The 25372-nt window shown below is 72.2% G+C and carries 23 protein-coding genes and 3 tRNA genes; 12 read left to right on the forward strand and 14 right to left on the reverse strand.

Annotated features, from left to right (window positions below; genetic code table 11):
* Positions 1–6: 6 nt before the first annotated feature.
* Positions 7–2508, reverse strand: coding sequence for a glycogen/starch/alpha-glucan phosphorylase (locus tag AC1DT4_RS05910; protein WP_477088848.1), 2502 nt, complete (start codon positions 2506–2508; stop codon positions 7–9).
* Positions 2509–2645: 137 nt separating this feature from the next.
* Between AC1DT4_RS05910 and AC1DT4_RS05915 the strand changes: the two genes are divergently transcribed.
* A complete protein-coding gene (locus AC1DT4_RS05915) occupies positions 2646–3038 on the forward strand; it encodes a phage holin family protein (protein ID WP_477088849.1) in 393 nt (130 codons plus the stop codon).
* A gap of 28 nt (positions 3039–3066) precedes the next feature.
* Positions 3067–4518 carry an outer membrane protein assembly factor BamB family protein gene (locus tag AC1DT4_RS05920; protein ID WP_477088850.1) on the forward strand — a complete coding sequence of 484 codons (1452 nt, stop codon included), beginning with the start codon at positions 3067–3069 and terminating at the stop codon, positions 4516–4518.
* Positions 4519–4521: 3 nt separating this feature from the next.
* Here the strand turns inward: AC1DT4_RS05920 and AC1DT4_RS05925 are convergent, their stop codons facing one another.
* Positions 4522–4917, reverse strand: coding sequence for a hypothetical protein (locus AC1DT4_RS05925; RefSeq protein WP_477088851.1), 396 nt, complete (start codon positions 4915–4917; stop codon positions 4522–4524).
* 329 nt (positions 4918–5246) lie between these two features.
* On the opposite strand from AC1DT4_RS05925, the gene AC1DT4_RS05930 reads away from it, so the two are divergent.
* Positions 5247–6302, forward strand: a complete 1056-nt coding sequence (locus tag AC1DT4_RS05930) for a phospholipid scramblase-related protein (protein ID WP_477088852.1) — start codon at positions 5247–5249, stop codon at positions 6300–6302.
* A 101-nt stretch (positions 6303–6403) separates the two neighbouring features.
* Here the strand turns inward: AC1DT4_RS05930 and AC1DT4_RS05935 are convergent.
* Positions 6404–6476 (reverse strand) — tRNA-Arg (locus AC1DT4_RS05935).
* Positions 6477–6575: 99 nt separating this feature from the next.
* On the opposite strand from AC1DT4_RS05935, the gene AC1DT4_RS05940 reads away from it, so the two are divergent.
* On the forward strand, positions 6576–7802 hold the full coding sequence (locus AC1DT4_RS05940) for a low temperature requirement protein A (RefSeq protein WP_477088853.1): 1227 nt from the start codon (positions 6576–6578) through the stop codon (positions 7800–7802).
* A 28-nt stretch (positions 7803–7830) separates the two neighbouring features.
* On the opposite strand, the gene AC1DT4_RS05945 is transcribed toward AC1DT4_RS05940, so the two are convergent.
* The 5 genes from AC1DT4_RS05945 to AC1DT4_RS05965 all read right to left on the reverse strand — a co-directional run bounded on the left by AC1DT4_RS05945 (position 7831) and on the right by AC1DT4_RS05965 (position 11752).
* Positions 7831–7919, reverse strand: a tRNA-Ser gene (locus AC1DT4_RS05945).
* Positions 7920–8006: 87 nt separating this feature from the next.
* On the reverse strand, positions 8007–8603 hold the full coding sequence (locus AC1DT4_RS05950; protein ID WP_477088854.1) for a YdeI/OmpD-associated family protein: 597 nt from the start codon (positions 8601–8603) through the stop codon (positions 8007–8009).
* Between the two features lie 58 nt (positions 8604–8661).
* Positions 8662–9750, reverse strand: a complete 1089-nt coding sequence (locus AC1DT4_RS05955) for a hypothetical protein (protein WP_477088855.1) — start codon at positions 9748–9750, stop codon at positions 8662–8664.
* Positions 9747–11225 carry an RNB domain-containing ribonuclease gene (locus AC1DT4_RS05960; RefSeq protein WP_477088856.1) on the reverse strand — a complete coding sequence of 493 codons (1479 nt, stop codon included), beginning with the start codon at positions 11223–11225 and terminating at the stop codon, positions 9747–9749. Before AC1DT4_RS05960 ends, AC1DT4_RS05955 begins: the two co-directional genes overlap by 4 nt.
* A 62-nt stretch (positions 11226–11287) precedes the next feature.
* Positions 11288–11752 carry a winged helix-turn-helix transcriptional regulator gene (locus AC1DT4_RS05965; protein WP_477088857.1) on the reverse strand — a complete coding sequence of 155 codons (465 nt, stop codon included), beginning with the start codon at positions 11750–11752 and terminating at the stop codon, positions 11288–11290.
* 82 nt (positions 11753–11834) lie between these two features.
* Here AC1DT4_RS05965 and AC1DT4_RS05970 point away from each other — a divergent pair, with 82 nt between their 5' ends.
* Together AC1DT4_RS05970 and AC1DT4_RS05975 are read left to right on the forward strand one after the other, a co-directional pair.
* The gene (locus AC1DT4_RS05970; protein WP_477088858.1) at positions 11835–13019 is read left to right on the forward strand and encodes an MFS transporter; all 1185 of its coding nucleotides are present in this window, start codon (positions 11835–11837) and stop codon (positions 13017–13019) included.
* Positions 13020–13368: 349 nt separating this feature from the next.
* Entirely contained in the window at positions 13369–14811 is a 1443-nt protein-coding gene (locus AC1DT4_RS05975) for a hypothetical protein (RefSeq protein ID WP_477088859.1), read from the forward strand.
* 61 nt (positions 14812–14872) lie between these two features.
* On the opposite strand, the gene AC1DT4_RS05980 is transcribed toward AC1DT4_RS05975, so the two are convergent.
* The 4 genes from AC1DT4_RS05980 to AC1DT4_RS05995 all read right to left on the reverse strand — a co-directional run bounded on the left by AC1DT4_RS05980 (position 14873) and on the right by AC1DT4_RS05995 (position 19270).
* On the reverse strand, positions 14873–16696 hold the full coding sequence (locus tag AC1DT4_RS05980) for a bifunctional metallophosphatase/5'-nucleotidase (protein WP_477088860.1): 1824 nt from the start codon (positions 16694–16696) through the stop codon (positions 14873–14875).
* A gap of 498 nt (positions 16697–17194) precedes the next feature.
* Positions 17195–18196, reverse strand: a complete 1002-nt coding sequence (locus AC1DT4_RS05985) for a J domain-containing protein (RefSeq protein ID WP_477088861.1) — start codon at positions 18194–18196, stop codon at positions 17195–17197.
* 11 nt (positions 18197–18207) lie between these two features.
* Positions 18208–19005, reverse strand: a complete 798-nt coding sequence (locus tag AC1DT4_RS05990) for a hypothetical protein (RefSeq protein ID WP_477088862.1) — start codon at positions 19003–19005, stop codon at positions 18208–18210.
* 170 nt (positions 19006–19175) lie between these two features.
* Positions 19176–19270 (reverse strand) — tRNA-Ser (locus AC1DT4_RS05995).
* 111 nt (positions 19271–19381) lie between these two features.
* On the opposite strand from AC1DT4_RS05995, the gene AC1DT4_RS06000 reads away from it, so the two are divergent.
* The gene (locus AC1DT4_RS06000) at positions 19382–19645 is read left to right on the forward strand and encodes an HPr family phosphocarrier protein (RefSeq protein WP_477088863.1); all 264 of its coding nucleotides are present in this window, start codon (positions 19382–19384) and stop codon (positions 19643–19645) included.
* A gap of 16 nt (positions 19646–19661) precedes the next feature.
* Here AC1DT4_RS06000 and ptsP read toward each other — a convergent pair whose 3' ends face one another.
* Together ptsP and AC1DT4_RS06010 are read right to left on the reverse strand one after the other, a co-directional pair.
* Positions 19662–21356 (reverse strand): phosphoenolpyruvate--protein phosphotransferase, encoded by a 1695-nt coding sequence (gene ptsP / locus AC1DT4_RS06005; RefSeq protein ID WP_477088864.1) that lies wholly within the window; start codon positions 21354–21356, stop codon positions 19662–19664.
* Entirely contained in the window at positions 21353–22699 is a 1347-nt protein-coding gene (locus AC1DT4_RS06010) for a PTS transporter subunit EIIC (protein WP_477088865.1), read from the reverse strand. The genes ptsP and AC1DT4_RS06010 overlap by 4 nt, the downstream gene beginning before the upstream one ends.
* A gap of 169 nt (positions 22700–22868) precedes the next feature.
* Here AC1DT4_RS06010 and AC1DT4_RS06015 point away from each other — a divergent pair, with 169 nt between their 5' ends.
* From AC1DT4_RS06015 to AC1DT4_RS06035, 5 genes are read left to right on the forward strand one after another with little or no spacing between them, the layout of a single operon-like run.
* Entirely contained in the window at positions 22869–23708 is an 840-nt protein-coding gene (locus AC1DT4_RS06015; protein WP_477088866.1) for a GntR family transcriptional regulator, read from the forward strand.
* Entirely contained in the window at positions 23705–23950 is a 246-nt protein-coding gene (locus AC1DT4_RS06020) for a PTS sugar transporter subunit IIB (protein ID WP_477088867.1), read from the forward strand. The genes AC1DT4_RS06015 and AC1DT4_RS06020 overlap by 4 nt, the downstream gene beginning before the upstream one ends.
* A gap of 11 nt (positions 23951–23961) precedes the next feature.
* Positions 23962–24192 (forward strand): PTS sugar transporter subunit IIB, encoded by a 231-nt coding sequence (locus AC1DT4_RS06025; RefSeq protein WP_477088868.1) that lies wholly within the window; start codon positions 23962–23964, stop codon positions 24190–24192.
* Positions 24192–24653, forward strand: a complete 462-nt coding sequence (locus tag AC1DT4_RS06030; protein WP_477088869.1) for a PTS sugar transporter subunit IIA — start codon at positions 24192–24194, stop codon at positions 24651–24653. Before AC1DT4_RS06025 ends, AC1DT4_RS06030 begins: the two co-directional genes overlap by 1 nt.
* Entirely contained in the window at positions 24644–25366 is a 723-nt protein-coding gene (locus tag AC1DT4_RS06035) for a copper homeostasis protein CutC (RefSeq protein WP_477088870.1), read from the forward strand. Before AC1DT4_RS06030 ends, AC1DT4_RS06035 begins: the two co-directional genes overlap by 10 nt.
* The last annotated feature ends 6 nt before the right edge of the window (positions 25367–25372 follow it).

A 25372-nucleotide genomic window follows, 5' to 3' on the forward strand; every position in this document is an offset into this window, starting at 1 on the left:
TCCAGGTCAGCGCTCGGGAGGCACCGGGTGCGTGTGCCAGATGCGGTCGATGTAGTCGCGCATGCTGCGGTCGGAGGAGAAGAACCCGGACCGCGCGACGTTGAGCACCGCCGACCGGGTCCACGCCTCGGTGTCGGCGTACGCCTCGTCCACGCGGGCCTGAGCGTCGATGTACGCCTGGTAGTCGGCGAGCACCAGGAACCGGTCCTCCGACAACAGGTTCGACACGATGGGCTCGAACGTCGTGCGGTCCCCGTCGGAGAAGGCGCCCGACGCGATGAGGTCGAGGGCGTGCCGCAGCGAGCGGTTCTGCTCGTAGTACGAGGTCGGGTGGTAGCCGCGGTCGACGATCTCCGCGACCTCCGGCTCGAGCAGCCCGAACAGGAAGAAGTTGTCGTCGCCCACGAGCTCGCGGATCTCGACGTTCGCGCCATCGTCGGTGCCGATGGTCAGGGCCCCGTTGAGCGCGAACTTCATGTTCCCGGTGCCCGAGGCCTCCTTGCCGGCCAGCGAGATCTGCTCCGACAGGTCGGCCGCGGGGATGAGCTTCTCCGCGAGCGTGACGTTGTAGTTGGCGGGGAACGCCACGGTGAGCCGGCCCTTCAGGGCGGGGTCCGAGTTGATGGTCCGGCCGACGGCGTTGATCAGGCCGATCGTCTGCTTGGCCATCTTGTAGCCGGGAGCCGCCTTGGCGCCGAAGGCGAAGGTGCGCGGCGTGACGTCCTCGATCTGCACGGCGCCCGAGGTCACCTGGTCGTACAGCGTGACCACGTGCAGGAGCTTGAGCGTCTGCCGCTTGTACTCGTGCAGCCGCTTGACCATGACGTCGAGCATGGTGTCGGGGTCGATCGTGATGCCGTCGCGCTGGGCCAGCACGTCGACCAGCCGCAGCTTGTTGGCCCGCTTGACCTCGCGGAACGCCCGCCGGAACTCGGCGTCCTCGGCCAGCGGCTCGAGCTCCTTGAGCCGGTCGAGGTCGGTGACCCAGCCGTCGCCGATGGCCGCAGTCACCAGCTCGGACAGACCCGGGTTGGCCAGCCGCACGAACCGGCGCGGCGTCACGCCGTTGGTGACGTTGGTGAACTTCTCCGGGAAGTAGTCGGAGAAGTCGTGCAGCACCTTGTCCTTGAGCAGCTGCGAGTGCAGGGCGGCCACCCCGTTGACCTTCGAGCCGGCGACCGTCGCCAGGTAGGCCATGCGCACGGCCCGCTCCGGGTACTCCGCGATGATCGACATCCGGCGCACGCGCAGCTCGTCGTCCGGGTAGGTCTCCCGGAGCTCCGCCATGAAGACCTCGTTGATCTTGTAGATGATCTCGAGGTGGCGCGGCAGCAGCTTGCCCAGCAGGTCCACCGACCAGACCTCGAGGGCCTCGGGCAGCAGGGTGTGGCACGTGTAGGCGAAGCACTTCTGGGTGACCGCCCAGGCGTCGTCCCACTCCCACTTGCGCTCGTCGACCAGGATCCGCATGAGCTCCGGGATCGCGATGACCGGGTGGGTGTCGTTGAGCTGGAAGATGATGCGGTCGGGCAGGTTGTGCAGGTCGAAGTCGGGCGGCAGCACCTGGTCGATGAAGTCGCGGATCGAGCACGCCACGAAGAAGTACTGCTGCTGCAGGCGCAGCTCCTTGCCCTGCGGCGTCGAGTCCTCCGGGTAGAGCACCTTGGAGATGTTCTCCGCGAACGTCTGCGCCCGGACCGCCTGCGCGTAGTCGCCGGCGTTGAAGATCTCGAGGTCGAACGCGCGGGTCGCGCGGGCGCTCCACAGCCGCAGCGTGTTCACGCGGCCGTTCTCGTAGCCCGGGACCATGTAGTTGTAGGGCACCCCGAGGACGCTCCAGCCCGGCACCCACCGGGACCGCTGCACGCCCTCGTCGTCGTAGTGCTCGGTGTGGCCGCCGAAGTCCACGGTCACGGCCGACTCGGGGTGCGGGAACTCCCACGGCGAGCCCAGGGCCAGCCAGTTGTCGGGCTTCTCCACCTGCCAGCCGTCGACGAAGGTCTGGCGGAAGATCCCGTACTCGTAGCGGATGCCGTAGCCGATGCACGGCACGTTCATCGTCGCCAGCGAGTCGATGAAGCACGCCGCCAGCCGCCCGAGGCCGCCGTTGCCCAGACCCGGCTCGACCTCTGCCTCCCGCAGCTCCGCCAGGTCGATGCCCAGCGACGCGAGCCCGTCCTCGACGACGCCCTCGAGGTCCGACGCCAGCAGCGCGTTGTCCAGCTGCCGGCCGAGCAGGAACTCCGCCGACAGGTACGCGACCGACTTCGCCTGGATCTCGAACTGCCGCCGCAGGGTCGCGATCCACCGCACCATCAGGTAGTGCCGCACCGTGCGCGCCATCGCGAGGTACTTGTCGTTCACGGACGCCTTGGTGAGGTCGGTCCCCTGACCGAAGTTGAGCTCCCGGAGGAACTCCCGGACGAATCCCTCCACGGTGTGCTCGGGGGTGGCGATGGGTGTCGTGTTTGCCGTCACCCGTGCCACGGTAGCGGGCGTCCCGGGCATGTTCGACGCCGTGCGACCACTCGTAACAAACGGACTGGTCACAGCGGTCGCGGGGATTCCGCTCGCGGTCGCCGATCCCTAAGGTGGGGCTCGGGAGGAACCTCCCACCTCACGCCGACGAAGGAGCGCGTGCGCCCATGGTCGTCTTCCTCATCCGGGCGCTGATCTTCCTCGGATCGGCTGCCCTCGGTCTGTGGGTCGCCTCGCTGATCGTCGACGGCTTCACCGTCACGGCCACCGGCTTCCTCGTCGCGGTCGTGGTGTTCGCCGTGCTGCAGAGCATCCTCACCCCGTGGTTCCTCGTGATGTCCCGCAAGTACGCGAACGCGCTCACCGGTGGTGTCGGGCTCATCACGACGGTCGTGGCGCTCTGGGTCGCAACCCTGGTCGGCGACGGCCTGACGATCAGCGGGACGTCCGCCTGGATCTTCGGCTCGCTCACCGTCTGGCTCGTCACCATGCTCGCCACCCTGGTGCTCCCGCTGATCTTCCTGCGCAACCGCCTGGAGAAGAAGAACGCCACCGCGTGACCCCGGCCCGCCCGTGATCGGGGGCGGCATGCGGGAGGTCGAGCTCCTCGACCCCGACGCCGCCGCGCCCGCGGGCCCCGGCACGGTCGGGCTGCCGCGACGTCAGCGGCGCCGGATCGTCGTGGGGGCCTCCGTGGTGGCCGTCGCGCTCGCCGCGACCCAGTGGGTCACGGCCGCGCAGGAACGCGCTGCGCTCGCGCGCCTCTCCCAGGTGCCCGGCGTGCTCGGGCCCGTCGACGCCACGCTCACGGTGGCGCGCCGGGTCCCGGCCGACGATGCCGCGCAGCTGTTCGGGAACGCCGGTGGCCTGCGCGTCGACGACGACGGCGCGCAGACCTACACGTGGGTCGGCGAGGCCGCCGACGGCCCCGCCTGGACGGTCGAGCTGCTCGGCGCGAACCCCTCCCTCGCCGACTCCGCCGGCCACGTGATCGCGAGCACCGCGTGCCGGCCCGACGACGAGCCCGGCGAGCAGCCGGGACCCGGCACCCGCATCGTGTGCCTGGTGACGGACGGCGGCCTGATCATCGACGACGGCGGCGGGATCGCCCGGGTGCCGTCGACCCTGCGCCGGGTCGTCGTGCTGTCCGCCGCGGACGGCTCCGTCGTCGCGCAGTGGCCCGTGGACCGCGGCGACAGCATGGCGCTCCTGCCGGGCGTCGTCGTGCTCGGCTCGGGCTCGGCCCACGACAGCACCGTCACCGCACACAGCCTGCTCACCGGCGAGGAGCGGTGGACGCGCGTCGACCGGACGACCGAGGGGCTCGGCTACTCCGACGGCGACCTCGTGAACGTCAGCGTCTTCCGCACCGGCGACCTCGTCGCCTATTCACCGCCCTCCCGGTCCCTGCTGCTCCTGTCCGCGGACGGCACCGTCGTCCGCAGCCTCGCCGACGAGTCCCGCGGCGACGGCTGGGGGTGGTCGACCGACCCCCGGCGCGGGACCCTCGTCCTGCACAATCAGGACGACACCGGCACGCGGTCGACGTTCCTCGCGCCCGACGGCGACCCGGCGGCGGACGTGACCGTCGACGGGCAGCCCGTCGAGCTCTCCGTCGACGACGGCAGCGTGCCCGGCCTGCTCCTCACCGCCGACGACGAGGTCCACGCCTGGGACGCGGGCACGGGAACGCCGCGCTGGTCGCACGAGGCGTCGGCGGTGACGGGCGCGCTCGTCGTGCGGGGTCGCGTCTATGTCGCGAGCAGCCTCGGCGTCGTCGCCCTCGACGGCCGCACGGGCCGCACCCTGTGGGCGACGGCGGCGGAGGACGGTCCCGTCGTCGGGCCGCCCCTCACCGACGGCCGCCACGTCATCGTCCCCGTCGCGAATGCCGAGCCGGTCCTCGTCGCGTACGACCCGGTGAGCGGCCGCGAGGAGTTCCGCGCCGGCTACCCCGCGGGCGTCGGCGAGGTCGGGGCGGCGGGCCGCCGGCTCGTCGGGCACGACGCGACGACCGGGGACTTCGTGGTGCTCGACTGACCGTCAGCGGTCGTCCCGCTCGACCCAGGACGTCTCCGCGTCCGAGATCGAGTCGACGACGGACCGGGGCGGCGGGGTGTGCCGCTCCTGACCGCACCGCCGGCATCGCCACGTGGCGTACTCCCGGGTCGAGTCGGCGGCCAGCACGAACGCGTGGTCGACCGGCAGCTCGCACACCCACCAGGCGCGCCCGGGCGGGTGATCGGGTGCGGCCCGGTCCCGCACGGCGCCGACGAGGCTGAGCGACTCGGCGAGGGCCAGGATCGCGAAGGCGATCGCCAGCAGCGCGGGACCGATCCCGAAGCCCCCGCCGCTCGTCGCGTAGACGGCGTACCCGACCGCCCCGCCCAGCGCGAGCACCACGACCGTCGCCCGGAAAACCAGCCGTCGTCGTCTCACGGAGCGCCTCCACCCCTCGCCTCCGACTGTCCTCCTCGCCGGTCACGGTGGGAAGGTCGTCGGAAGGACAGAAGCACGTGCGCCCGAAGGGACCAGGGCCAGAATCACAACATTCGGAGTCGTCGTTCTCGTCCTGCAGTGGCCGTGTGGGCTCGGCACTGGACTGGCACTCGTCATCCATTCTTTTCGACTCCCCTGGCCAGATCAATGGCGATTCGAGCTCTTTCGTCGGGACTGCGTGGATGAACGCGAGGCTCGTGGTGATCGGCATATTCCACCTGCTCCCCTTTTCGAGGCGCTTCCCCAACCGACGCTGTTAGCCTCACCTCGTGCCAGAGCCGTCCCGCGCCGATTGGTATCCCGATCCGTACGGTCGCCACGAACGCCGCTTTTGGGATGGTGGCAGATGGACTCAGCATGTCGAGTCACGGGGGCATCAGGAGATCGATCCAGCCGTCGACCCGCCGCCAGCTCCGATGACCATCCCCCCGCAGATCCCCGCCGCTTGGTTTCCCGATCCGTACGGCCGCCACCAGCACCGCTATTGGGACGGCAGTCGATGGACTGAGGTCGTCGCCTCACAAGGACGTCAGCAGGTCGATCCACCTGTGGCCGAGACACCCGTTGCGAGGGGTCGCGACCTGACCGGCTTTCCCGCCCGCGGTCAGGTCAGCGAGGCGGCAATATTCACCGAGCCGGTTCTCGTCATCAGCCAAAAGGCGAAGATCAAAGGTTCCAACCTCACCTACGCCATTCGCGACCAGCAGGGCCGGCAGATCGGCGCGGTCCAGGAGGTCGGCCGAGGAATCGTCAAGAAGACGATGGACAAGCGAACCACCGTGACTAGGGCGTATCGGCTGCAGGTCGTGGACATGAGTGGCCGGGTCCTCATAGTCATGATCCGACCCGCGTTGTGGATCAAGTCCAAGATGATCGTCGAGGGGCCTAACGGCAACCGCATCGGTCAGATTGCGCAGGACCGTTTCGGGCTGGGCGGCGGTTTCGCCACAGTCGCGCACGCGGGACTCAGCGGCTGGACCTCTCGGCTGACCACGGCGGTGGACGGACTCGACAAGATCGGCCACGCCCGATTCCGCCTGGAGTCAGGTGATGAACGGGTCGGCTCGATCCACGCCGAGAACCTCGAGGCATGGGATTTCCACATTCAGGACGCCACCGGAGGCGAGATCGCCCGGATCACCAAGACGTGGGCAGGGTGGGCCAAGGAGAGGTTCACGAAGGCCGACCACTACGTCGTCGAGATTCATCGGCCGCTGGAGGAGCCCCTGCGTTCCCTGTCGATCGCGGCCGCGCTTGCCGTCGACATCGCTCTCAAGCAGGGCGACCCCACCAGCGGCTCGCGGAGAAACCGTAGGTACCAGTAGCTGGCCGGTGCGTTTCCGCTGTGCGGCAAAGGCGGCATGAATCGCCAGAAACAAGCGGGACCCCGACCTGCACCACTGCAGGTCGGGGTCCCGCTTCACTGTGCGCCCGAAGGGACTCGAACCCCCAACCTTCTGATCCGTAGTCAGATGCTCTATCCATTGAGCTACGGGCGCATGGCCCCGCAGGGCCGCAGACGACGATACAGGCCAGGGGCCCGGACGCCCAAACCGGAAAGCCGTGACCCGAGACACGGTCGTGGCAGGATCGCGCGCATGGCGACGACCGAGCGGCTGGGCACCGGCGGCGGCACCTGGGGCATGCGCGCCGACGTCCTGCGGCATGGCGACGGGCACGACGGCAGCCGCGTCGGGTACGTCGAGCTGTTCTTCGACCTGGTGTTCGTCTTCGCGGTGACGCAGCTGTCCCACAGCCTCATCGCGCACCCGGACCTCACCACCCTCCTGCACACGCTCGTGCTGGGCTGGGCGGTCTGGTGGCTGTGGATCGACACCACGTGGGTGACCAACTGGCTGGACCCCGACAAGGTGCCGGTCCGCACGATGCTGCTGGTCCTCATGCTCCTGGGCCTGCTCATGTCGAGCGCGATCCCCGAGGCGTTCGAGTCGAAGGCGCTGCTGTTCGCGGTCCCGTTCGTGACGATCCAGCTGGGCCGCACGCTCTTCACGGTGTGGGCGATGGGCCGGCACTGGCCGGAGAACGCCGTCAACTTCGAGCGGATCACCGTCTGGCTCGCGGTCTCGGGGGCGTTCTGGATCGCGGGCGCCCTGGCCGAGGAGAACACCCGCATCGTGCTCTGGGTGGTCGCCGCGCTCATCGACGTCGCCGGCCCGCGGGCCCTGTTCTGGGTGCCGTTCATGGGGCCGACGGATCCGACGACCTGGGCCGTGCGCGGCTCTCACATGGCCGAGCGGGTGTCGCTGTTCCTCATCATCAGCCTGGGCGAGTCGATCATCGTCACCGGCAGCGCGTTCGCCGAGCTGGAGCTGACGGCGACGACGCTGCTGGCGTTCCTCGCGGCCTTCGTCAGCACCGTGCTGATGTGGCTGCTGTTCTTCGACCGGTCGGAGCAGTCGGCCACCGCCTACTTCTCCCGGCAGGCGGAGCCCGGGATGGTCGCGCAGACCGCGTACACGTACGTCCCGTTCCTGCTCATCGTCGGCATCGTGCTCACCGCGGTGGCCGACGAGCTCGTCCTGCAGCACCCCACCGGGCACACCGGCACCTGGACCGCGGGGCTGATCTGCGGGGCGGCCGCCGTCTACCTGCTGGGGAACGCGTTCTTCCGACGGGCGACCGGTGGCCGGTGGTCGGCGCCGCACCTGGTCGGGGTCGTCGTGGTGCTCGGGGCGTTCGCGCTGCGGGACGCGCTCTCGCCGCTGGCGATGAACTGGTTGTCGAACGGGGTGCTGCTCGCCGTGATCATCGGCGACGTGGTGCTCGGGCGCCGGGGCCGGACACAGCAACAGCCCGAACCCTGAGGGGTTCGAGCTGTTCTGACAACGAGAGCGGAGACGGTGGGATTTGAACCCACGGAAGGCTTACGCCTTCACGACCTTAGCAGGGTCGCGCACTAGACCGGGCTATGCGACGTCTCCAGGACCAGCACAGGGTACCCGTGCCGGTGGCCGACCTCCAAAGCGGCCCCTGACCTGCAGCAGCGCGCCGTCGCGAGCCGGTGACGACTAGGTCTTGGGAACCCACTGGTTCGCCCGCTTCCCCTCGGACGCGAGCCGCGCCGACTCCTCGAGCCGCGCGGCCCGGGTCGGCTCGCGCTTGGCCTGCACGATCCACTCGAGGATCGCGCGGCGAGCCGAGGGCGGGAACGCGTCGAACTGCGCACGCGACCCGGGGTAGCGCTCGAAGGCCGCCGCCAGGTCGTCGGGGACGATGAGGTTCTCGACGTCGTCCAGCAGGGTCCACGAGCCGTCGGCCTTGGCGGCGTCGATGAGCGCACGGCCGGCGTCGGTCATCCGGCCATCGGCCTCGAGCCGGAGGATCCGCTCCTTGTTGGTCCGCGCCCAGCCGCTGCCGGACTTCCGCCGGGTGAACCAGAGCATCGAGCGCTCGTCGTCGAGCGTGCGGCCGGACGAGTCGATCCACCCGACGCAGAGCGCCTCCTCGACCGCCAGCTCGTACCTCACGCTCGGCCTCCCGGTGGCCGACCTCCACGACACCAACCAGGCGCCGGCCGTCCTCGCGTGGTGGGCCAGGAGCCAGTCGCGCCACTCCTCGACCGTCTCCGCGTGCACCCGCGGGGCGTCGTCCCTGCTGCCGGCCATCCGTTCCTCCCTCGACCCGATCGCGCCATCCTGGCGCCCGTGGCGGACAGGTCCTGACCTAGTCGCCCTTCCCGACGACGGCGTCACGGGCGGCCGCCGCCGCGTCGCGCGCGCGCTCGGCACGGGTCAGCTCGCGCTCGGTCGTCGAGACCTCGCGGTCGTCGTGCCGGAGGTTCTGCTGGGCGAGCCCGACCTCGCGGTCCGCGGCCGTGGCGGCCTTGCCGGCGGCGGCGAGCCGGCGACGCGCCTCGGCCAGCTCGCGGACCAGGTCGTCCTCCTCCTCGTGCGCCCGGGTGGCCGCCTCCTCGGTACGCGCGACCTGCGCGGCGCTGTCGTCGCGGGCGGCGACGGCGGCGTCGTGCCTCTCCCGCGCCTCCCGCGCCGCCCGGTCGGCCTTCTCCCACACGGCCCGGGCCTCGTCCCGGGCGCGCTGCTCGCGCTCCTCGCGGCGCTGGCGTCGCTCGCGCTCGGCGCGCGACTCACCCGTCTCCTCCGGCTCGACCGCCTCGTCGTCCCCGGCCGCACGCGTGGCCCGGGACGCGCCGGAGCCGCCGACGACGGTCAGGCGTGGCGGCGCCTTCGGAGCCGCCGCTCGCGACGGCGAGCCCGCCGCCGACGTCGAGCTCGACGACGGTGACCTCGACGCGCCCGTCGTCACCGACCCGCCGCCCGCCGTACCGAACCCCGAGTACTCGCGGGCGGCCGTGAGCCGGCCCGACACCACCTCGTGCGCGACCTCCGGGTCGGCCAGCGCGGCGGTCAGCGTGGCGTCGAGCTCCTGCGTGACGGCGTCGCCGATCTTCTGGCCGGTCGGCTGGGCCAGGCGCCGGGCCCGCGCCACGAGCGAGCGGACCAGCTGGCGGCGCTGCGTCGAGAGCTCGCGCAGGGCCGGGCCGTCGAGCGACTTCTCGGCCTCCCGCAGGCCCTCGCCCAGCGCGACGATCTGGTCCGCCAGTGCAGGGTCGTCCCGGACCAGCAGGTTGACCAGCCAGGCGGAGACCGTGGGCTTGCGCAGCTCGCCGATGGCGGCGGCGAGCTCCTTGTCGCCATCGGCCTTGGCCGCCTTCACGGCAGCCGTGCGCCGCGGGATGAACTCCGCCGGAGCGCCCGCGTAGAGGTCGTCGACCACGTCGTCGAGGTCGCTCATGGTCCGACGCGCGGGGTCTCGAGCTCGAAGCGGACCTTGCGCTGCGGCACCGAGGCCTCGACCAGCCGGACGCGGACGTCCTCGCCGAGCGGGAGCCCCGCGCCGTCGATGCGGCCGCGCACCGCCGGGTCGCGCAGCTGCACCACACCGGCGTCGCGGTCCGCCCGGACGTCGACGATCGCGCCCTCGAACACCTCGCCCTCGCGGCCCGTCAGCAGCGCCGCCTCGACCAGGTCGAGGCAGCCGCGCTCGAACTCCGCGGCGCGCTTGTCCCCCGACGCCATCAGCCCGGGCAGCTCGGGCAGCGCGTCGCGCACCCAGGCGGGGACCGGCGTCCCCGCGCTCAGCGCCAGGCAGGTCTCGCCGACGAACCGGTCGACCAGCCGGCGCAGGGGCGCGGTCGTGTGCGCGTAGGGAGCGGCGATCGCCGCGTGCATGGTGAACGGGGGCAGCTCGCCGTCGAAGGCGACGTAGGCCGCGCCGCGCAGTAGCGAGGTCGCGTCGGTGAGCAGCGCCGCGTGCGCCGGGTTGGCCGCGTCCAGGTCACGGATGACGTCTCCTGGCGTGGCCCCGTCCGGCCAGGCCACGCCCAGCGCGTGGGCGGACAGGCGCAGGCGCTCGACGTCCCTCGGGTCGGCGTCGGGCAGCGTGCGCAGGATGCCGACCCGGCCGTCCATCATCAGCTGCGCGGCGCACATGCCGGTGAGCAGGGAGATCTGCGCGTTCCACTCCTCCACGGGAAGGGTCGCGCGGCTGCCCAGCGTCCAGACGCCGTCGGGACCCTGCTCGACCACCTGCTCCGGGGTGGGCAGCGTGATCCCGCCTCGCGCGCGCTCGGCCGCCTCCCGGAGAGTCCCCACCTCGCGCAGCAGCAGGAGGGTCTCGTCGGCCGAACCGTCGTCGAGAGCCGCCTGCGCGCCGACGTACGTCAGCTGGGCCCGGCTCCGTACGGAGGCGCGGACGACGGTCGTGGCACCGGGCCGCCCCTGCGCGTCGAGGTCGATCGTCCACAGCAGGGCCGGCGTGACCTGGTCGGGCAGCAGGCTCGCCGCACCCTCGGACAGGGTCGGCGGGTGCAGCGGCGTGCGGCCGTCCGGGGCGTACAGCGTCTCGACGCGCTCGCGGGCCTCGTCGTCGATCGCCCCGCCCGGGCGCACCCAGGCGGCGACGTCGGCGATCGCGTACTGCACGCGGAAGCCGTCGGCTCGGCGCGCGATGTGGACGGCCTGGTCCAGGTCCTTCGAGCCCTCGGGGTCGATGGTGACGAACGGGACGTCGGTGGCGTCGACCCGGTCCTGCGTCGGCCCCCGACGTACTACCTCCGCCGCCTCCGCGAGCACGCGCTGCGGGAAGTCGGCGGGCACGTCGAGCTCGTGCCGCAGGTCGTCGAGACCCCGCCGCACGAGGACGTCGACAGCCTCCCCCTGCGCCTCCTGCGGCGGGCGGGCGTGCAGCTGGACGTGGCGTCGGGGCACGTCGCGAGCCTAGGCGGGCGGCGGGGCCGACGCCCGTCATATGGCGGGGGCCGTGCGGGCTCCTAGAAGGTGCGGGCGCCGGGGCCGCGCGTGAGGGCGACGTCCCGCGGCGCGACCTCGCGCCCGTCGCCGGTCACGAAGGCCATCCGCACCGGCTCGCCCGTGGCCGCCTCCACGTGCAGGGCGGCGGGGCCGAAGCCGGTCGGCCGGTGCTCGTCGCCCCAGTCGAGCATGGCGACGAGAACGGGCGTCAGGTCTCGACCGGCGTCCGTCAGGACGTACTCGTCGCGCTCGCGCTCCCCGGCCTCGCGGTAGGCGCGGCGCTCGAGGATGCCGTGCTCGACAAGGGTGCTCAGGCGGTCGGACAGCACGTCGGGCGCGATGCCCAGGCGCGCGCGGAACTCGGCGTAGCGGGTGCGGCCGGCCAGCGCCTCGCGCACGATCAGCAGGCTCCACTTCTGGCCCAGCACCTCGAGGCTGCGGGCGATCGAGCAGCGGGTGTCGACGGCGGTGAGGGAGCGGGTCACGACGACAGGGTAGCGCTGCTGTATTGGTAAAACCTAGTCAGGATGCTAAGTTGGCGAAACCTACTCAGGAATCGAGACCCTCGTGCCCCAGCTCAGCCGACGCGCAGGCTTCTGGACCGCCGCGCTCGTCGCCGGACTCGCCCTCTGGGCCAGCGGCGCGCCGACGGTCGTCTATCCGCTCTACGCCCGCGAGTGGGGCCTCGAGCCGACGACGACGACGCTGATCTTCGCGGTCTACCCGCTCGTCCTCGTGCCCACCCTCGTCCTGTTCGGCAACCTCTCCGACGTCATCGGCCGCCGGGCGACGATGCTGGCCGGCCTCGCTGCCCTGGGCCTCGGCGCGCTGGCGTTCGGGCTCGCGCCGGACCTTGCGTGGGTGCTGGTGGGCCGCGCGCTGATGGGCGTCGGCGTCGGCCTCTCCCTGAGCCCCGCGACTGCGGCGATGATCGAGTTCAGCAGCCCCGGCCGCGAGTCGCGCGCCAGCTCGACGACGACCGCGGCGACCGCGACGGGCCTCGCGCTGGCCACCCTCGTCGGCGGCGCGCTCGTCCAGTACGGCCCGTGGCCCACCCACCTCGCGTTCTGGGTGCTCGTCGTGGCGACGGCCGCGAGCGCGGCCCTGGTGTGGTGGCTGCCCCGGCACACGCGCGACGAGACCGCCGGCCCCTGGCGCCCCCGCCGGCCCCACGTGCCCCGCGACGCCCGCGGCCCGTTCGTCGCCGGGACGCTCGCGGTCAGCGGCGCCTACGCGATGGGAGCGATCTTCCTGGCCCTGGGCGCCCAGATCGCCCGCGACCTGGTGCACTCGGAGAACGCCTTCGTCGGCGGCGCGATCATCTCGGTCTCCGCCGTCGTCATCGGGGTCGTCGCCGTGCTCGCCCGCCGCCTGACCCCGCGCACCGCCGTCACCCTCGGACCGCCGGCCGCCATCCTCGGCCTCGGCCTGCTGGTCGGCGCCGGCCTCGCGCACTCGCTGCCGCTCTTCCTCGCGTCGTCCGTCGTCGCCGGCGCGGGGTACAGCCTCCTGTTCTCGGGCGGGCTCGGCCTGGTGACGGCCAGCGCACCCGTGCACCACCGCGCCGCCGTGCTGTCGGCCTCCTACGTCGTCGCCTACGTGCTGCAGGCCGCCGCCGCCCTCGGCATCGGCGTGCTGGCGACCACCTCCGGCCTCCTGCTCGCGCTCGAGGTGGGGTCCCCCGTCGTGCTGGCCCTCGGGGTGGCAGCTCTGGTGGTGGTCCGCGCCGGACGGGTCGCGCCCGCCGCCTGATGCGCGGTATGGGAGCGCTGTCACGCTCTGCGACGAATGTCGGGTTCTCACCCGCGTCCGACGGCGTGTGACGTGCGCCACATTTAGGAATTTCCTGTGTGACTTGAGTAACAGGCGCATTGTGGGCAAATCCGACGAACATTTTGTCAAACCTCCTGGTCACGCGACCAGGAGGCCTTTCACATGGAACTCACAGCGTCCTCACAGCCACCAGATCCCCATGATCACGCCCCTCAAGCCGGAGTCGGAACGTCCGATAGAGCCCCTAATACTTGCTGTTCGCCCGGATGCCCTGAAGCGCCTAGTCGGAGCATTTGCGTGTTCTTTGACCCGATCTCTGGAGCCAAACATGTTCTCTGTCCCCCGACCCCTCGCGGTCCTCTCTGCGCTCGCCGTCGGCATCGTCGCCACGGTCGCCGCACCCTCGATCGCCTCGGCCGCCACCACGACGGCCACCACCACCTGCGCGGCCGCGAAGGCCAACCAGCTCGTCGAGGGCGGCTCGCTCACGGCGGGCAAGAGCCTCTCGTCGGCCAACGGCACGTTCAAGCTCACGCTCGCGACCGACGGCTCGCTCACGCTGGCCAACGCCACCACCGGCGGTCGCAAGTGGGTCCAGCAGGGTGGTGCAGGCGCGCACCTCGACCTGCGGACCGGCGGCAAGCTCGTGCTGGTCGCCAAGGACGGCACGACCAAGTGGTCGAACTCCGTCGCCGCCACGTGCCCGGCCGTCTGGGTGCACGACTCCGGCTACGTCGTCTCGAGCCACGGCACGGTCGTCGACTGGAACGCGCCGTCGAGCACGACCGCGCTGACGGTCCCCGCCGGCATGGTCACGACGCCGATCGTGACGCCCACGCCCACGCCCACCCCGACGCCGACTCCCACCCCGACGCCGACCCCCACGCCCACCCCGACGCCGACGCGCGACGTGTCGCAGCTGCCGTTCTCGTCGGACGCGCCGTGGAACACGTCGATCGGCTCGGGCGCCAAGTTCGAGGCCGCCACCGGCCCGATGACGAGCAAGCTCGCGCTCACCACGCCGACGCTGAACTCGGCCCGCTGGTCGATCGCCGTCTTCTACGCCACGACGAGCGACCCGGTGGCCACCGTCACCAACCCGAACACGGGCCAGGTCGTCTCGGTGCGCGTCCCGCGCAACACGGCTCCGACCTACGGCACGGACAAGCACGTCGGCGTCATCCAGCCTGACGGCGTGACCGGCTACGAGTTCTACAAGATGACGAACGTCGGCACCGACAAGTGGACGTCGACCCGCATCGTGAAGACGGACCTGCGCACCAACGGCCTGACCGACGGCGCCCGCGCCTCGGGCGTCTCGTTCTACGCCGGCCTGATCCGCACGCAGGAGCTCAAGAAGCTCTCGATCAAGCACACGCTCGCGCTCGGCATCTCCGACGCCCAGCTCAAGTCCGGCGCCGTCTGGCCCGCCCGCACCCAGGACGCCAACGGCACCACGGCGTACTCGGGCACCATCCCCATGGGCCAGCTGTTCTCGATCCCGAGCTCGGTCAACATCGACGCGATGAACCTGACCCCGGAGGGCAAGGCCCTCGGCCACGCGCTCCAGAACTACGGCGCGCACGTCCTCGTCCGCTCCAGCACCCAGTCGCTGTTCTGCGAGCACACCTGCGACGCCACGCAGGCCGCGAACGCGAACAAGGACTGGAAGGCGCTCTCGCCGCTGCTGCGGGCCGTCACCAACAACACCGCGACCAACGTCGCCGGTGGTGGCACCCGCCTCGTGGCCTCGCTGCCCAGCGCGGGCTGACCTCCCGCACGCACGCCGGACAGGCCCGCTCCCCTCGGGGGGCGGGCCTGTTCGTGCGTGGTCAGCCGAGCGTGATCCGGCCGCCCACCGGGACCGGGTACGGCGACGCCTGGCTGCTGTGCGCACCCAGGTACGCGATCAGCACGTCGAGGTCGCTCTGGCCGACGAAGACCTTGGTGCCGTTGCGGATGGCGGTGAAGTTGTCGCCGCCCCCACCGAGGAACTCGTTCATGGCGACTCGGTAGGTCGCGGCGGGGTCGACGGGAACTCCGTCGATCGCGACCGAGACCAGCCGGTTCTCGTTGACGGCGCCCGTCGGACGGATGACCTCGCTGACGTTGGCCGAGACCTGCAAGATCTTGTTCGCGCCGTTCTGCGTGGTCCACTGCTGGCCGAACATCGTGATCACGTCCGCGCCCGACATAACGACCACGTTCATGATGTTGGTGAACGGCTGCACGGTGAACGCCTGGCCGTAGTTCTGGGCGCAGGGTGCGTCGGCGGGTACGCAGACGAAGTCACCGCGGATGCCTCCGGGGTTCATGATCGCGAAGTCGGCGCCGTCCGGGCTGAGCGGGTCGGCGTTCATGCCCTCGAGCTGCGCGTCGGCGATGAGGTCGCCGGCCGGGGTCTCGCCGGACGCCGCGCAGATCGTCGGGGTGCAGCCGCGGCCGAGGATCGACCCGCCGATGTAGCCGACCACCTGGCTGGCGATGGGCCCGAGGTACGTGGTGTACCGGCTGATGATCTCGGTCTCCGCCGGCGCCGCGGGGACGTCGCGCGTGACCGGCATGTTCGTCGCGACGACCGACGGCCGGACGATGTCCTTGGTCCGCGGGTCGTACTTCAGCTCGATGTCCGTGTACAGCCGGCCGAACGACGAGCCGCTGGTCACCATCCGCGGCTGCCCGTTCGGGTCGGGGATGTTGCACGTGTACGCGGTGTGCGTGTGGCCCGTGACGATGAGGTCGACGGCGGGGCTGATCTGCTGGGCGATCGGCACGATGGCCCCGCTCAGCCCGAGGACGCCGCCGGCGTTGCAGTCGTAGTTGTAGGCGCTGCTCGCCGGCGTCCCGCCCTGGTGCAGCAGGACGACGATGGACTGCACGCCCTCGCGCTGGAGCTGCTGGGCGTACTTGTTGGCGGTGGTCACCTCGTCGAGGAACGAGAGACCCTGCACGCCTGCCGCGGTGACGATGTCCGGGGTGCCCTTGAGCGTCATCCCGATGAAGCCGATCTTCACGCCGTCGACCTTCTTCACGACGTACGGCTTGAACAGGGTCTTGCCGGTCGAGGTGACGACGACGTTCGCGGACAGGAACGGGAAGTCGGCGCCGGTGAACGTCCCCGGACCGCCGGGGCAGCTGTCGGCGGCGGGCGTGCCGTCGGCGTTGGTGCGGCAGCCGCCGTTCTGCATCCGCTTCAGCTCGGTCGAGCCCTCGTCGAACTCGTGGTTGCCCACGCTGGTGACGTCGAGCTCGAGCGCGTTCATGGCCTCGATGGTCGGCTCGTCGTGGAAGGCGCCCGAGAGCAGCGGGCTGGCCCCGATCAGGTCCCCCGCGGCGATCGTCAGCGAGCGGTCGTGGCCCGCACGGGCCTGGGCGAGGTGCGTCGCGAGGTAGCCGACCCCGCCGACCGTCTGGGCCAGCGTCGTCCCGTCCGGCTGCAGGCGGGTCACCGTGCCCGACGAGCCGGCCGGCGGCTCCAGGTTGCCGTGGAAGTCGTTGATGGCCAGCAGCTGGATGTCCTTGTACCGGTTGCTGTTGCCGCCGCCGTGGTCACCGTGGCGGTCGCCGGCGACCCCCGGCACCGCCAGCATCCCCGACGCGGCGATCAGCCCCGCCGCCGCGATCGTCGTTCCGAGCCGCACGTGCCACCGAGACATGAGTCCTCCATCGACGTCGTTGTCGTTGTCGTTGAACCTGCCGCGCGCGTGTGAGCGCGTTCGATGCTCTCACCGACGAGGTCGCGTGGCCATGGGCGATTCGTCGGGTGCTCCTCGGGGCGGAGGGCGTGGGATTCGAACCCGCGAGAAACGGGGTCGTCCTGCTCCAACGGTTCTCAAGACCGCTGGTGCCCACTCGATGACCTGCGTCAATGCGGTGTGACTTTGCCTGAGGACCGCCGCGTGAGTCCGCTGTAAGTCGAGTCTGGGCCTAGCCGGCCGACTGGCGGTCGTCAATCTCTCAGTTCGCCGCACGCCCTGGCGAGGTACTCCACGAGCTGGTCGGCTCCCGGCGCGGCGCTGCGAGACCCTCACGGACCAGGACGTCGACTTCGGGGGCGTCCGGGACCTCGCGCGAGGCGAGTGCGGGACCGCCCGCGGCTGGACATGGCGTAGGGACACATCGCGAGCCCAGGTTCCCTGTCCTTGACACGAGGGCTAAGCGCTCGCGGGTTGCCCCGAAGCGGAGTCGGCGTCCACACCGGTCAGCCGTAGCGTGGCCGCCCACGCCTCAGGCGCCTTGATGGGCGCGCTAGCCAGCAGCTCGCCGCCAGTGACCGGGACCAGAGCCCAGATCGGGCGCCGCATCGGCCCGAGGACTCCTGGCTCGACGCGGGCGACGTCCTGGTAGAGCTCCTGTGCTGCGAGAAAGGCGTCCCAGGCCTCCGCGAGTGCGCGCCGCTCGTGCATCGCAGCCACCGCGGGGTACCAACGCCGGGCTCGGCGAGTCTGGCGCTCCGTGCGCAGGCCAACGACGAGGCAGCCAGCCATGCCCAGTGCGGTGGCAAAGAGGGGCGCGGGCGCACGCTCTCCGGTGAGCGCGCTCGTCATCAAGAACACGACGAGCAGGGGAAATGCCCCGACGAGCGACCACAGGATGACCGCGGCCTCCTTCCGGGACTCCCTCGGGGCCATCGCGGCGTCCCGGCGACGCAGAGCGGCGACGGCAAGCAGGAACGCGTACACCACGGTGAACACGAAGGGGGCCCTGTCGTCCTTCTGAGCCTGGGCGAACGACATGGCGACGACGATCGCGACCGACACGTACACGAGGACAAAGGCCACCCGCACCACGAGGGAGGGCGCCTCGACCGGGGGCGGCAACCACCCGAGCTCCTCGGTCATCGGCGGCAGCGCTCGCCGACCCGACGTCCACTCGTCCACCCGCTCGCGCGACGGCCGCGCTGGCTCCGTCGGCGGCGGCGAGGGCTTGCGGGGTGCGCCGGTAGTGAGGCCGACGTCCTCGCCCCAGCCGTCGGCGTCGCCCAGGCCGCCGTCGTATCGGGCCCGCGCGTCCGGGTCGGACAGCACTGCCCACGCGGCGGCGACAGCGACAAAGTCGTCGTTGTTGCCGCCGACGTCCGGATGGGTCTCGCGCGCCAGCTTCCGGTACGCGGCGCGGATCGTCTCGCCGTCAGCGTCCGGAGCGACCCCGAGCACCTCGTAGTGCGTCAGGTCCATGACATCCTCGCAACGGGACCCACCGGATCCAGGAGCTTCTGCGGCTGCAGCTCGAACGTCAGCTGCTCGACCAGCCAGTCCGCCCCTGCCAGGGCAGCCTCCTCGTCCGCGGGCCTCAGGCCCGGCGTCAGCTGGCGCTCGCGCGTGGCGACGACCACGACGGCGCGCGTCTCGTCGCGACGGATCATGGTGATCGAATGGCTCAGGACGGAGCCGCCTCGGCGCTGGACCAGCTCGCCCAGCCAGTCGTCGGGCACCGGTACGGCGCGGCCCAGTCCCTGCCGGACCTGCGCCGGCAGGTGCGGCCACGTGTGGGCGGCCGCCGCCTGCCGCGCGGTGTGGTGCGGCGCGATCACCGGGTCGCGCGCGCCTACCGCCGCGACCTGGCCGGGAACGACGCCCGCGGGCACCCACCCCAGGCGCCGCTTGGGCTCGCCGACCACATCGAACCTGCGGACCGAGATGTGCCGCCAGGGCCCGACCGGCACCGCGTCGCCTTGCCTCGGGTGAACGGGGCGAGTGGCGACGACGACGAACAGGGCGTCGCGGTGGGCCCGCCAGCCGCGCATCACCTGGACGATCTCGTCGCCCCCGTGCTCGTAGCCCGCGTCCGTTCCCACCTGCTCGGCGAGCACGGGACGCTTGTGCTTGGCGGCCTGGCGCGAGTCCGCAGGCAACGACGCCCACGAGAACACCTCACCACCGAAGCCGATCGTCGCCGTGCTCCGGGCATCATCGGCGAGCGTGGCCAGGTCGCCGTTCGGACGCCTGATGAGATCGCGGCCCATGTCACCCCCATTGACCGTCGCACGCTAAGGGGCGCGAGGTGCCCGGGTCCAGGGAGTTCGGCTCGGTCCGCCCGTCCGGTCTACCCATCTCCGGGAGAACCCGGTCACGTCGCACCCCAGGCGTTCCTCAGGCTCCGCGGTAGCCAGGCGTTCGGGCTTCTCAGGGGCTTTGGCGGAGGGCGTGGGATTCGAACCCACGAGAACGGGGTTGTCCCGCTCCAACGGTTTTCAAGACCGTCTCTTTCGGCCGCTCAGACAGCCCTCCCGCACGGGCCGGGGCCCGCCGCGGCACGAGTCTCCCACAAGCACTCGCGCGAACATGGTCTAGACCAGTAGAGTCGTCAGGGTCATCGTCGACCCGTCCTGGAGGCAGGCCATGCAGCGTTCCGTCGTCGTCGCTCTTCCCGAGGGGCTGCACGCCCGCCCCGCCGCCCAGTTCGTCGCCGCGGCCGGCAGGCTCCCCGCGAAGGTGACCATCGCGAAGACTGGCGGCACGCCCGTGGCCACCGCGTCGATCCTCGCGATCATGACTCTGGGCGTGGGCGCCGGCGACGAGGTCGTCCTCGCCACGGCCGACGACGACGCCGACGCGGCCGCCTCGATCGACGCGCTGGAGGAGTTCCTGCGCCAGACCGCCTGACCGACGCCGCCGGGCCTCAGAGCCCGAGCTCCTCCAGCGCCGGCAGCGCCGCCCGCACCTCGGTCCGCGCCTCCGCGGCAGTGCGCTGCGCGAGGGCGAGCGCGGCGAGCGCGCGGCACTCCTCCAGCGTCACCGACGCGAGCACGGCGCCGACGTCCGCGAGCGCCCGCGCCGTCATCGACAGCGACGTGACCCCCAGGCCCACGAGCACCGGCGCGAGCACGGGGTCCGCCGCCGCCTCGCCGCAGACCCCGACGGGCCGCTCCCGCGACGCGCCCCCGGCGCACGCCAGCTGCACCAGCGTCAGCACGGCGGGCTGCCACGCCGTCGACAGGCGCGCGAGCCCGGCGAGCTCGCGGTCCGCCGCCATCGCGTACTGCGTCAGGTCGTTGGTGCCCAGGCTCGCGAAGCGGGCCCGGTCCAGCAGGTCGCCGGCCCGCAGCGCGGCGGCGGGCACCTCGATCATGACTCCCGCCTGCGCCAGGCCGTGCGCGGCGCAGAGGCCGACGAAGGCGTCCGCCTCGTCGGCCGTCGCGACCATCGGCGCCATGACCCAGACGACCGCCGACGACGACGCCGCGGCCCGCGCGATCGCCTCGAGCTGGTCGTCGAGGACGTCCGGGTGCGACCACGACGTGCGCAGCCCCCGGACGCCCAGGGCCGGGTTGGGCTCGCCGTCGGCCGTGACGAACGGCAGCGGCTTGTCGGCGCCCGCGTCGAGCGTGCGGATCACGACGCGTCGCCCCGGGAACGCGTCGAACACCTGCGCGTAGGCCGCCTCCTGCTCCGGGATGCCGGGCGGGGTGGTCCGGCCGAGGAAACCGAACTCGGTGCGGAACAGCCCGACGCCCTCCGCGCCCGCGGCCGCCGCGGCGACGGCTCCGGCGGGGTCGCCGACGTTGGCCAGCAAGGCGACGTGGTGACCGTCGGCCGTGCGGCCCGGGTGCTCCAGGCGCGCCGACCGCGGCTTGACGTGGGCGGCGCGCTCGACGGCGTCGGCCGACGGGTGGCGCACGACGTCGCCCGTGGAGCCGTCGACCAGGACGGTCTCGCCGTCGGCGATGTCGAGCGCGCCGGCCACCGCGACCACGCAGGGGATGCCGAGCGCGCGCGCGAGGATCGCCGTGTGCGCCGTCGGCCCACCGCCGGCGGTGACGATCGCGAGCACCCGAGCGGGGTCGAGGCGGGCGGTGTCGGCGGGGGCGAGGTCGCGCGCGACCAGCACGAACGGCTCGCCGGGGTCGGGGACGCCCGGGGGACGCAGGCCCAGCAGCTCGGCGATGATCCGGTCGCGCACGTCCTGCACGTCGCGCGCGCGGTCGGCGAACATGCCGCCCAGCGCGCGCAGCTGCTCCGCGACCAGCTCGGCCGCGTCCCACACGGCGCGAACGGGCGTCGCGCGCGTCTCGACCACCCGTCGGCGGGCCTCGTCGGCCAGCGACGCGTCCGCGGCCATCGCCGCGGTCACCGCGAGGATCTCCGCGGCCTCGCCGGTCGCCGCGTCGGCGGCGCGGGCCAGGGCGTCCCTGACCTGCGCCGCCGCGGCGTCCACCGCGGTCGCCGCCGCCCCCAGGTTCGTGCCCGGAGCCGACGGCTCGGGGGACGGCGCCGGCGGGGCGTCGGGCATGCGCGCCACGACACCCACCCGGCGGCCCGGGCTGACCCCGAACCCCCTCAGGGTCAGCGCGACTGCGGCGACCGCGGTGGTCATCGTGCAGCGGCCGGCTCGTCGACCTTCTCGGCCGCCGGCTCCGGTCGGTCGGTGGAGCCGGGCGACGCGGCGCCCTCGACCGTCGTCGTGCCCGGCGTGGCCGCGGTGTCCTCGTCGTCGTCCTCACGGCCCGGCGTCCGCAGGTTCCAGCGCGTGATGACGAACCGGAACAGGAAGTAGTACACGACCGCGTAGCCGAGGCCGATGAGGATGAGCAGCAGCGGCATCGTCGCGATGCGGTAGTTGAGCACGTAGTCGATGGCGCCCGCGGAGAACCCGAACCCGTCCTTGATGCCCAGCGCGTTGACCAGCGCCAGCGACGTGCCGGTGAGGATCGCGTGGATGACGTACAGCGGGTAGGCCACGTAGACGAACGCGAACTCGAGCGGCTCGGTGACGCCCGTGACGAACGAGACCAGCGCGGCGGAGCCCATGATGCCCGCGATCACCTTGCGGTTCTTCGCCTTGGACGTGTGCACGATCGCGAGCGCGGCGGCGGGGAGCGCGAACATCATGATCGGGAAGAAGCCGGTCATGAACGTGCCCGCGGTGGGGTCGCCGATGAGGAACCGGTTGATGTCTCCGTGCGCCACCACGCCGTCCGCGTTGGTGTACGTGCCGAACTGGAACCACGGCAGCGAGTTGAGGATGTGGTGCAGCCCGAGCGGGACGAGCAGCCGGTTGAGCGTGCCGTAGACGAACGCGCCGACGATGGTCGAGCCCGTGACCCAGTCGCCGACCGCCGTGAATCCGGAGTTGAACGCGGGGTAGATGAGCGCGCCGGCGACGGCGACGAGCACCGAGACCCCGGCGGTCACGATCGGCACGAACCGGCGGCCGCCGAAGAACGCCAGGTAGGGGGGCAGCTTGATCCGGTAGTACCTCTGGAAGAGCAGCGCCGTGACCAGGCCGATCACGATGCCGCCGAGCACGCCGTAGTTGATGAGCTCCTGCGTCTCGCCCTCCCCCGCCTTCTCCAGGGTGTACGGCGAGAGGGCGTCGCTCACGCCCTTGAAGACGAGGTAGCCGATGACCGCCGCGAGGCCCGTCGACCCGTCGGACTTGCGGGCGAACCCGACCGCGACCCCGACCGCGAAGAGCAGGGGCAGGTTGGCGAACAGCGCGTTGCCGGCCGCAGCCAGGACGGCCGCCACCGGGATCATCCACGGCAGGTGGGCGCCGAGGCCGTCGGCGCCCAGCATGTCGGGCTGGCCGAGCCGCAGCAGCAGCGCCGCGGCGGGCAGGGAGGCGATGGGAAGCATGAGCGAGCGGCCGATGCGCTGCAGCTGCGCGAGGCCGGGGATGCCTCGCTTCTCGGCGGTGTCCGCGGTGACGGTGGTCATGGAGCACTCCTCGTTGGGTGGTCCGGAAAGTTCTGGGGGGGGTGTCTGGTCTGGACCAGTTGCGAGCAGACTGGTCTAGACCTCATGATGTGTCAAGGGTCACGTCGCGAGGCAGCCCCGCGGGTCCTGGCTGCCGCCGGTCCGCGCCGCACGAGGGAGTGGGCCGCACGTGGACGAGTCGGAGCAGGGCGCCGCGCACAAGTACCTGACGGTGCGCGACCACCTGGCCACCCTTGTCGCGCAGGAGCTCCGGGTGGGCGACGCCATCCCGTCGGAGCGCCACCTGAGCCAGCAGTTCGGGCTGTCGCGGATGACCGTGCGGCAGGCCGTCGACACCCTCGTCACCGACGGCGTCCTCGTCCGCGAGCAGGGGCGCGGCACGTTCGTCGCACCCCAGCGCATCGACTTCGAGATGCGGCTGACCACGTTCGGCGAGGAGATGCGCCGCCGGGGCATGGAGCCGGCGACGACGGTGCTCACCGCGCAGGTGGTCGCCGCGACGCCGGACGTCGCGACCGCGCTCGAGATCGAGCCGCGCCAGAAGGTGCACTTCCTCTACCGCGTCCGCAGCGCCGACGGCACACCCATCTGCATCGAGCAGGTCTGGGTCCCCGTCGCGCTGGCGCCCACGCTCTTCGACGCCGGCCCGCCCCCCAGCATGTACGAGGCGCTGCGCGACCTCGGCCTGGCACCCGAGTGGGGCGAGGACACGCTGTCCGCCGACGAGGCCACCGACACCGAGGCGTCGCTGCTCGGGCTCGGCGACGCCCGCGCGGTGCTGCGCGCCGAGCGGCGGACGTACTCCGTCGACTCGGCGATCATGTTCTCCCGCGCCTGCTACCGCGCGGACCGCTACAGCGTGTGGGTCCCGCTGCGCGCCCCGCGCCCCGCGATCGTCCCCCGCGGGCGCGGCGCCACCACAGTCCCCGGACCGGCCCCCGCCGGCTCCGACACCACCAGCACCGTCGACGCGACCGCGTCCGCGGCAGCATCCGGAGGTGGGCGATGAAGCCCCAGAGCAAGGACCAGGCCGCGGCGATCCTCGCCGCGCTCGGCGGCGTGGACAACATCGACGAGATCGAGCCGTGCACCACGAGACTGAGATCCCTCGTCCGCGACGCGGGACGGGTCGACGCGGCCGGGTTGCGGGCCGCCGGCGCGTTCGGGGTGATGATCTCCGGGCGCGTGGTGCAGGTGGTCGTCGGCCCGCACGTCGACCTCATCGCGACCGACCTCGACGAGCTGATGTGAGGAGTACGGACATGACCAAGGCGGAGCAGATCCTCGCGGCGCTCGGCGGGGACGCCAACGTCCTCGATCTCGAGCCCTGCATCACGCGGCTGCGGGTAGAGGTGGAGAACCCGTCGCTCGTCGACGAGCACGGGCTCAAGGCCGCCGGCGCCATCGCCGTGGTGCGCTCGGGCGTCGCCGTGCAGGTGATCGTCGGGCCCGAGGCGGACACCCTCGCGTCCGACATCGAGGACCTGCGCTGATGGGCGCGCTGACCGTCCTCGCGCCCGTCGCCGGCCAGGTGCTCGGGCTCTCCGAGGTGGCCGACCCGGTCTTCTCCGCCGAGCTGGTCGGGCCCGGCCTCGCCCTCGACCCGGTGCAGTCCTCCGCGTCCGAGGTGATCGCCCCGATCGCCGGGACGATCCTCAAGCTGCACCCGCACGCGTTCGTCGTCCAGCACGACGACGGCCGCGCCGTCCTGGTGCACCTCGGGATCGATACGGTCGAGCTGGGCGGGTCGGGCTTCACGCTGCACACGTCCGAGGGGGCGGTGGTGAGCGCCGGTCAGGTCGTCGTGACGTGGGACCCCGGCGTCGTCGCCGCCGGCGGCCGCTCGCCGGTGTGCCCCGTCGTCGGCCTCGAGGCTCCGTCGGACGCCGTGACCCGCCTGGCCCGCCCCGGCGACACCGTCGCCGCCGGCGAGCCGCTGCTGTCGTGGGCGTGACCCTCCTCGAGATCGCCGTCCAGGACGTCTCCGGCGCGACGGTCTCGGCCGCGCTGGGGGCCGACCGGCTCGAGCTCTGCGCCGCGCTCGCCGCGACCGGGGGCATCACGCCGTCGGTCGGGCTGCTCGACGCCGTCCTCGCTGCCGTCCCGTCGGCGGTCGGCGTGCACGTCCTCGTCCGGCCGCGCGCGGGGTCGTTCGTCTACACCGACGACGAGATCGACGTGCAGGTCAGGGACGTGCAGGTCGCTGTCCGCGCGGGTGCGGCCGGCGTGGTCATCGGTGCCCTGACCCCGGCCGGTGCCGTCGACGACGCGGCGCTGCGGCGGCTGGTCGACGCAGCGGACGGGCGCGAGGTCACGTTCCACCGGGCGCTCGACACGGTGCCGGCGCTGGGGCCGGCCGTCGAGGCGCTCGCGTCGCTCGGCATCGTCCGCGTCCTGACGTCCGGGGGTGCGGCCCGCAGCATCGACGGGGTCGAGCGGCTCGCGTCGACCGTCGCCCTGGCCGCCGGTCGCCTGCAGGTGATGGCCGGGGGCGGGGTGCGCCCCGCGGACATCCCGGCCCTCGTCGCCGCCGGGGTCGACGCCGTGCACCTGTCCGCCAGCCGGCACGTCGACGAGTCGGGTGGTCCCGGCGGCGGCTCGTCCGGGTACACCACGACGGACCCCGCGCTCGTGGCGGAGGCAGTGACGGCGCTCGGGCGGGGCTGACGACCC

Source organism: Cellulomonas sp. P4_D11 (genome assembly GCF_056401915.1).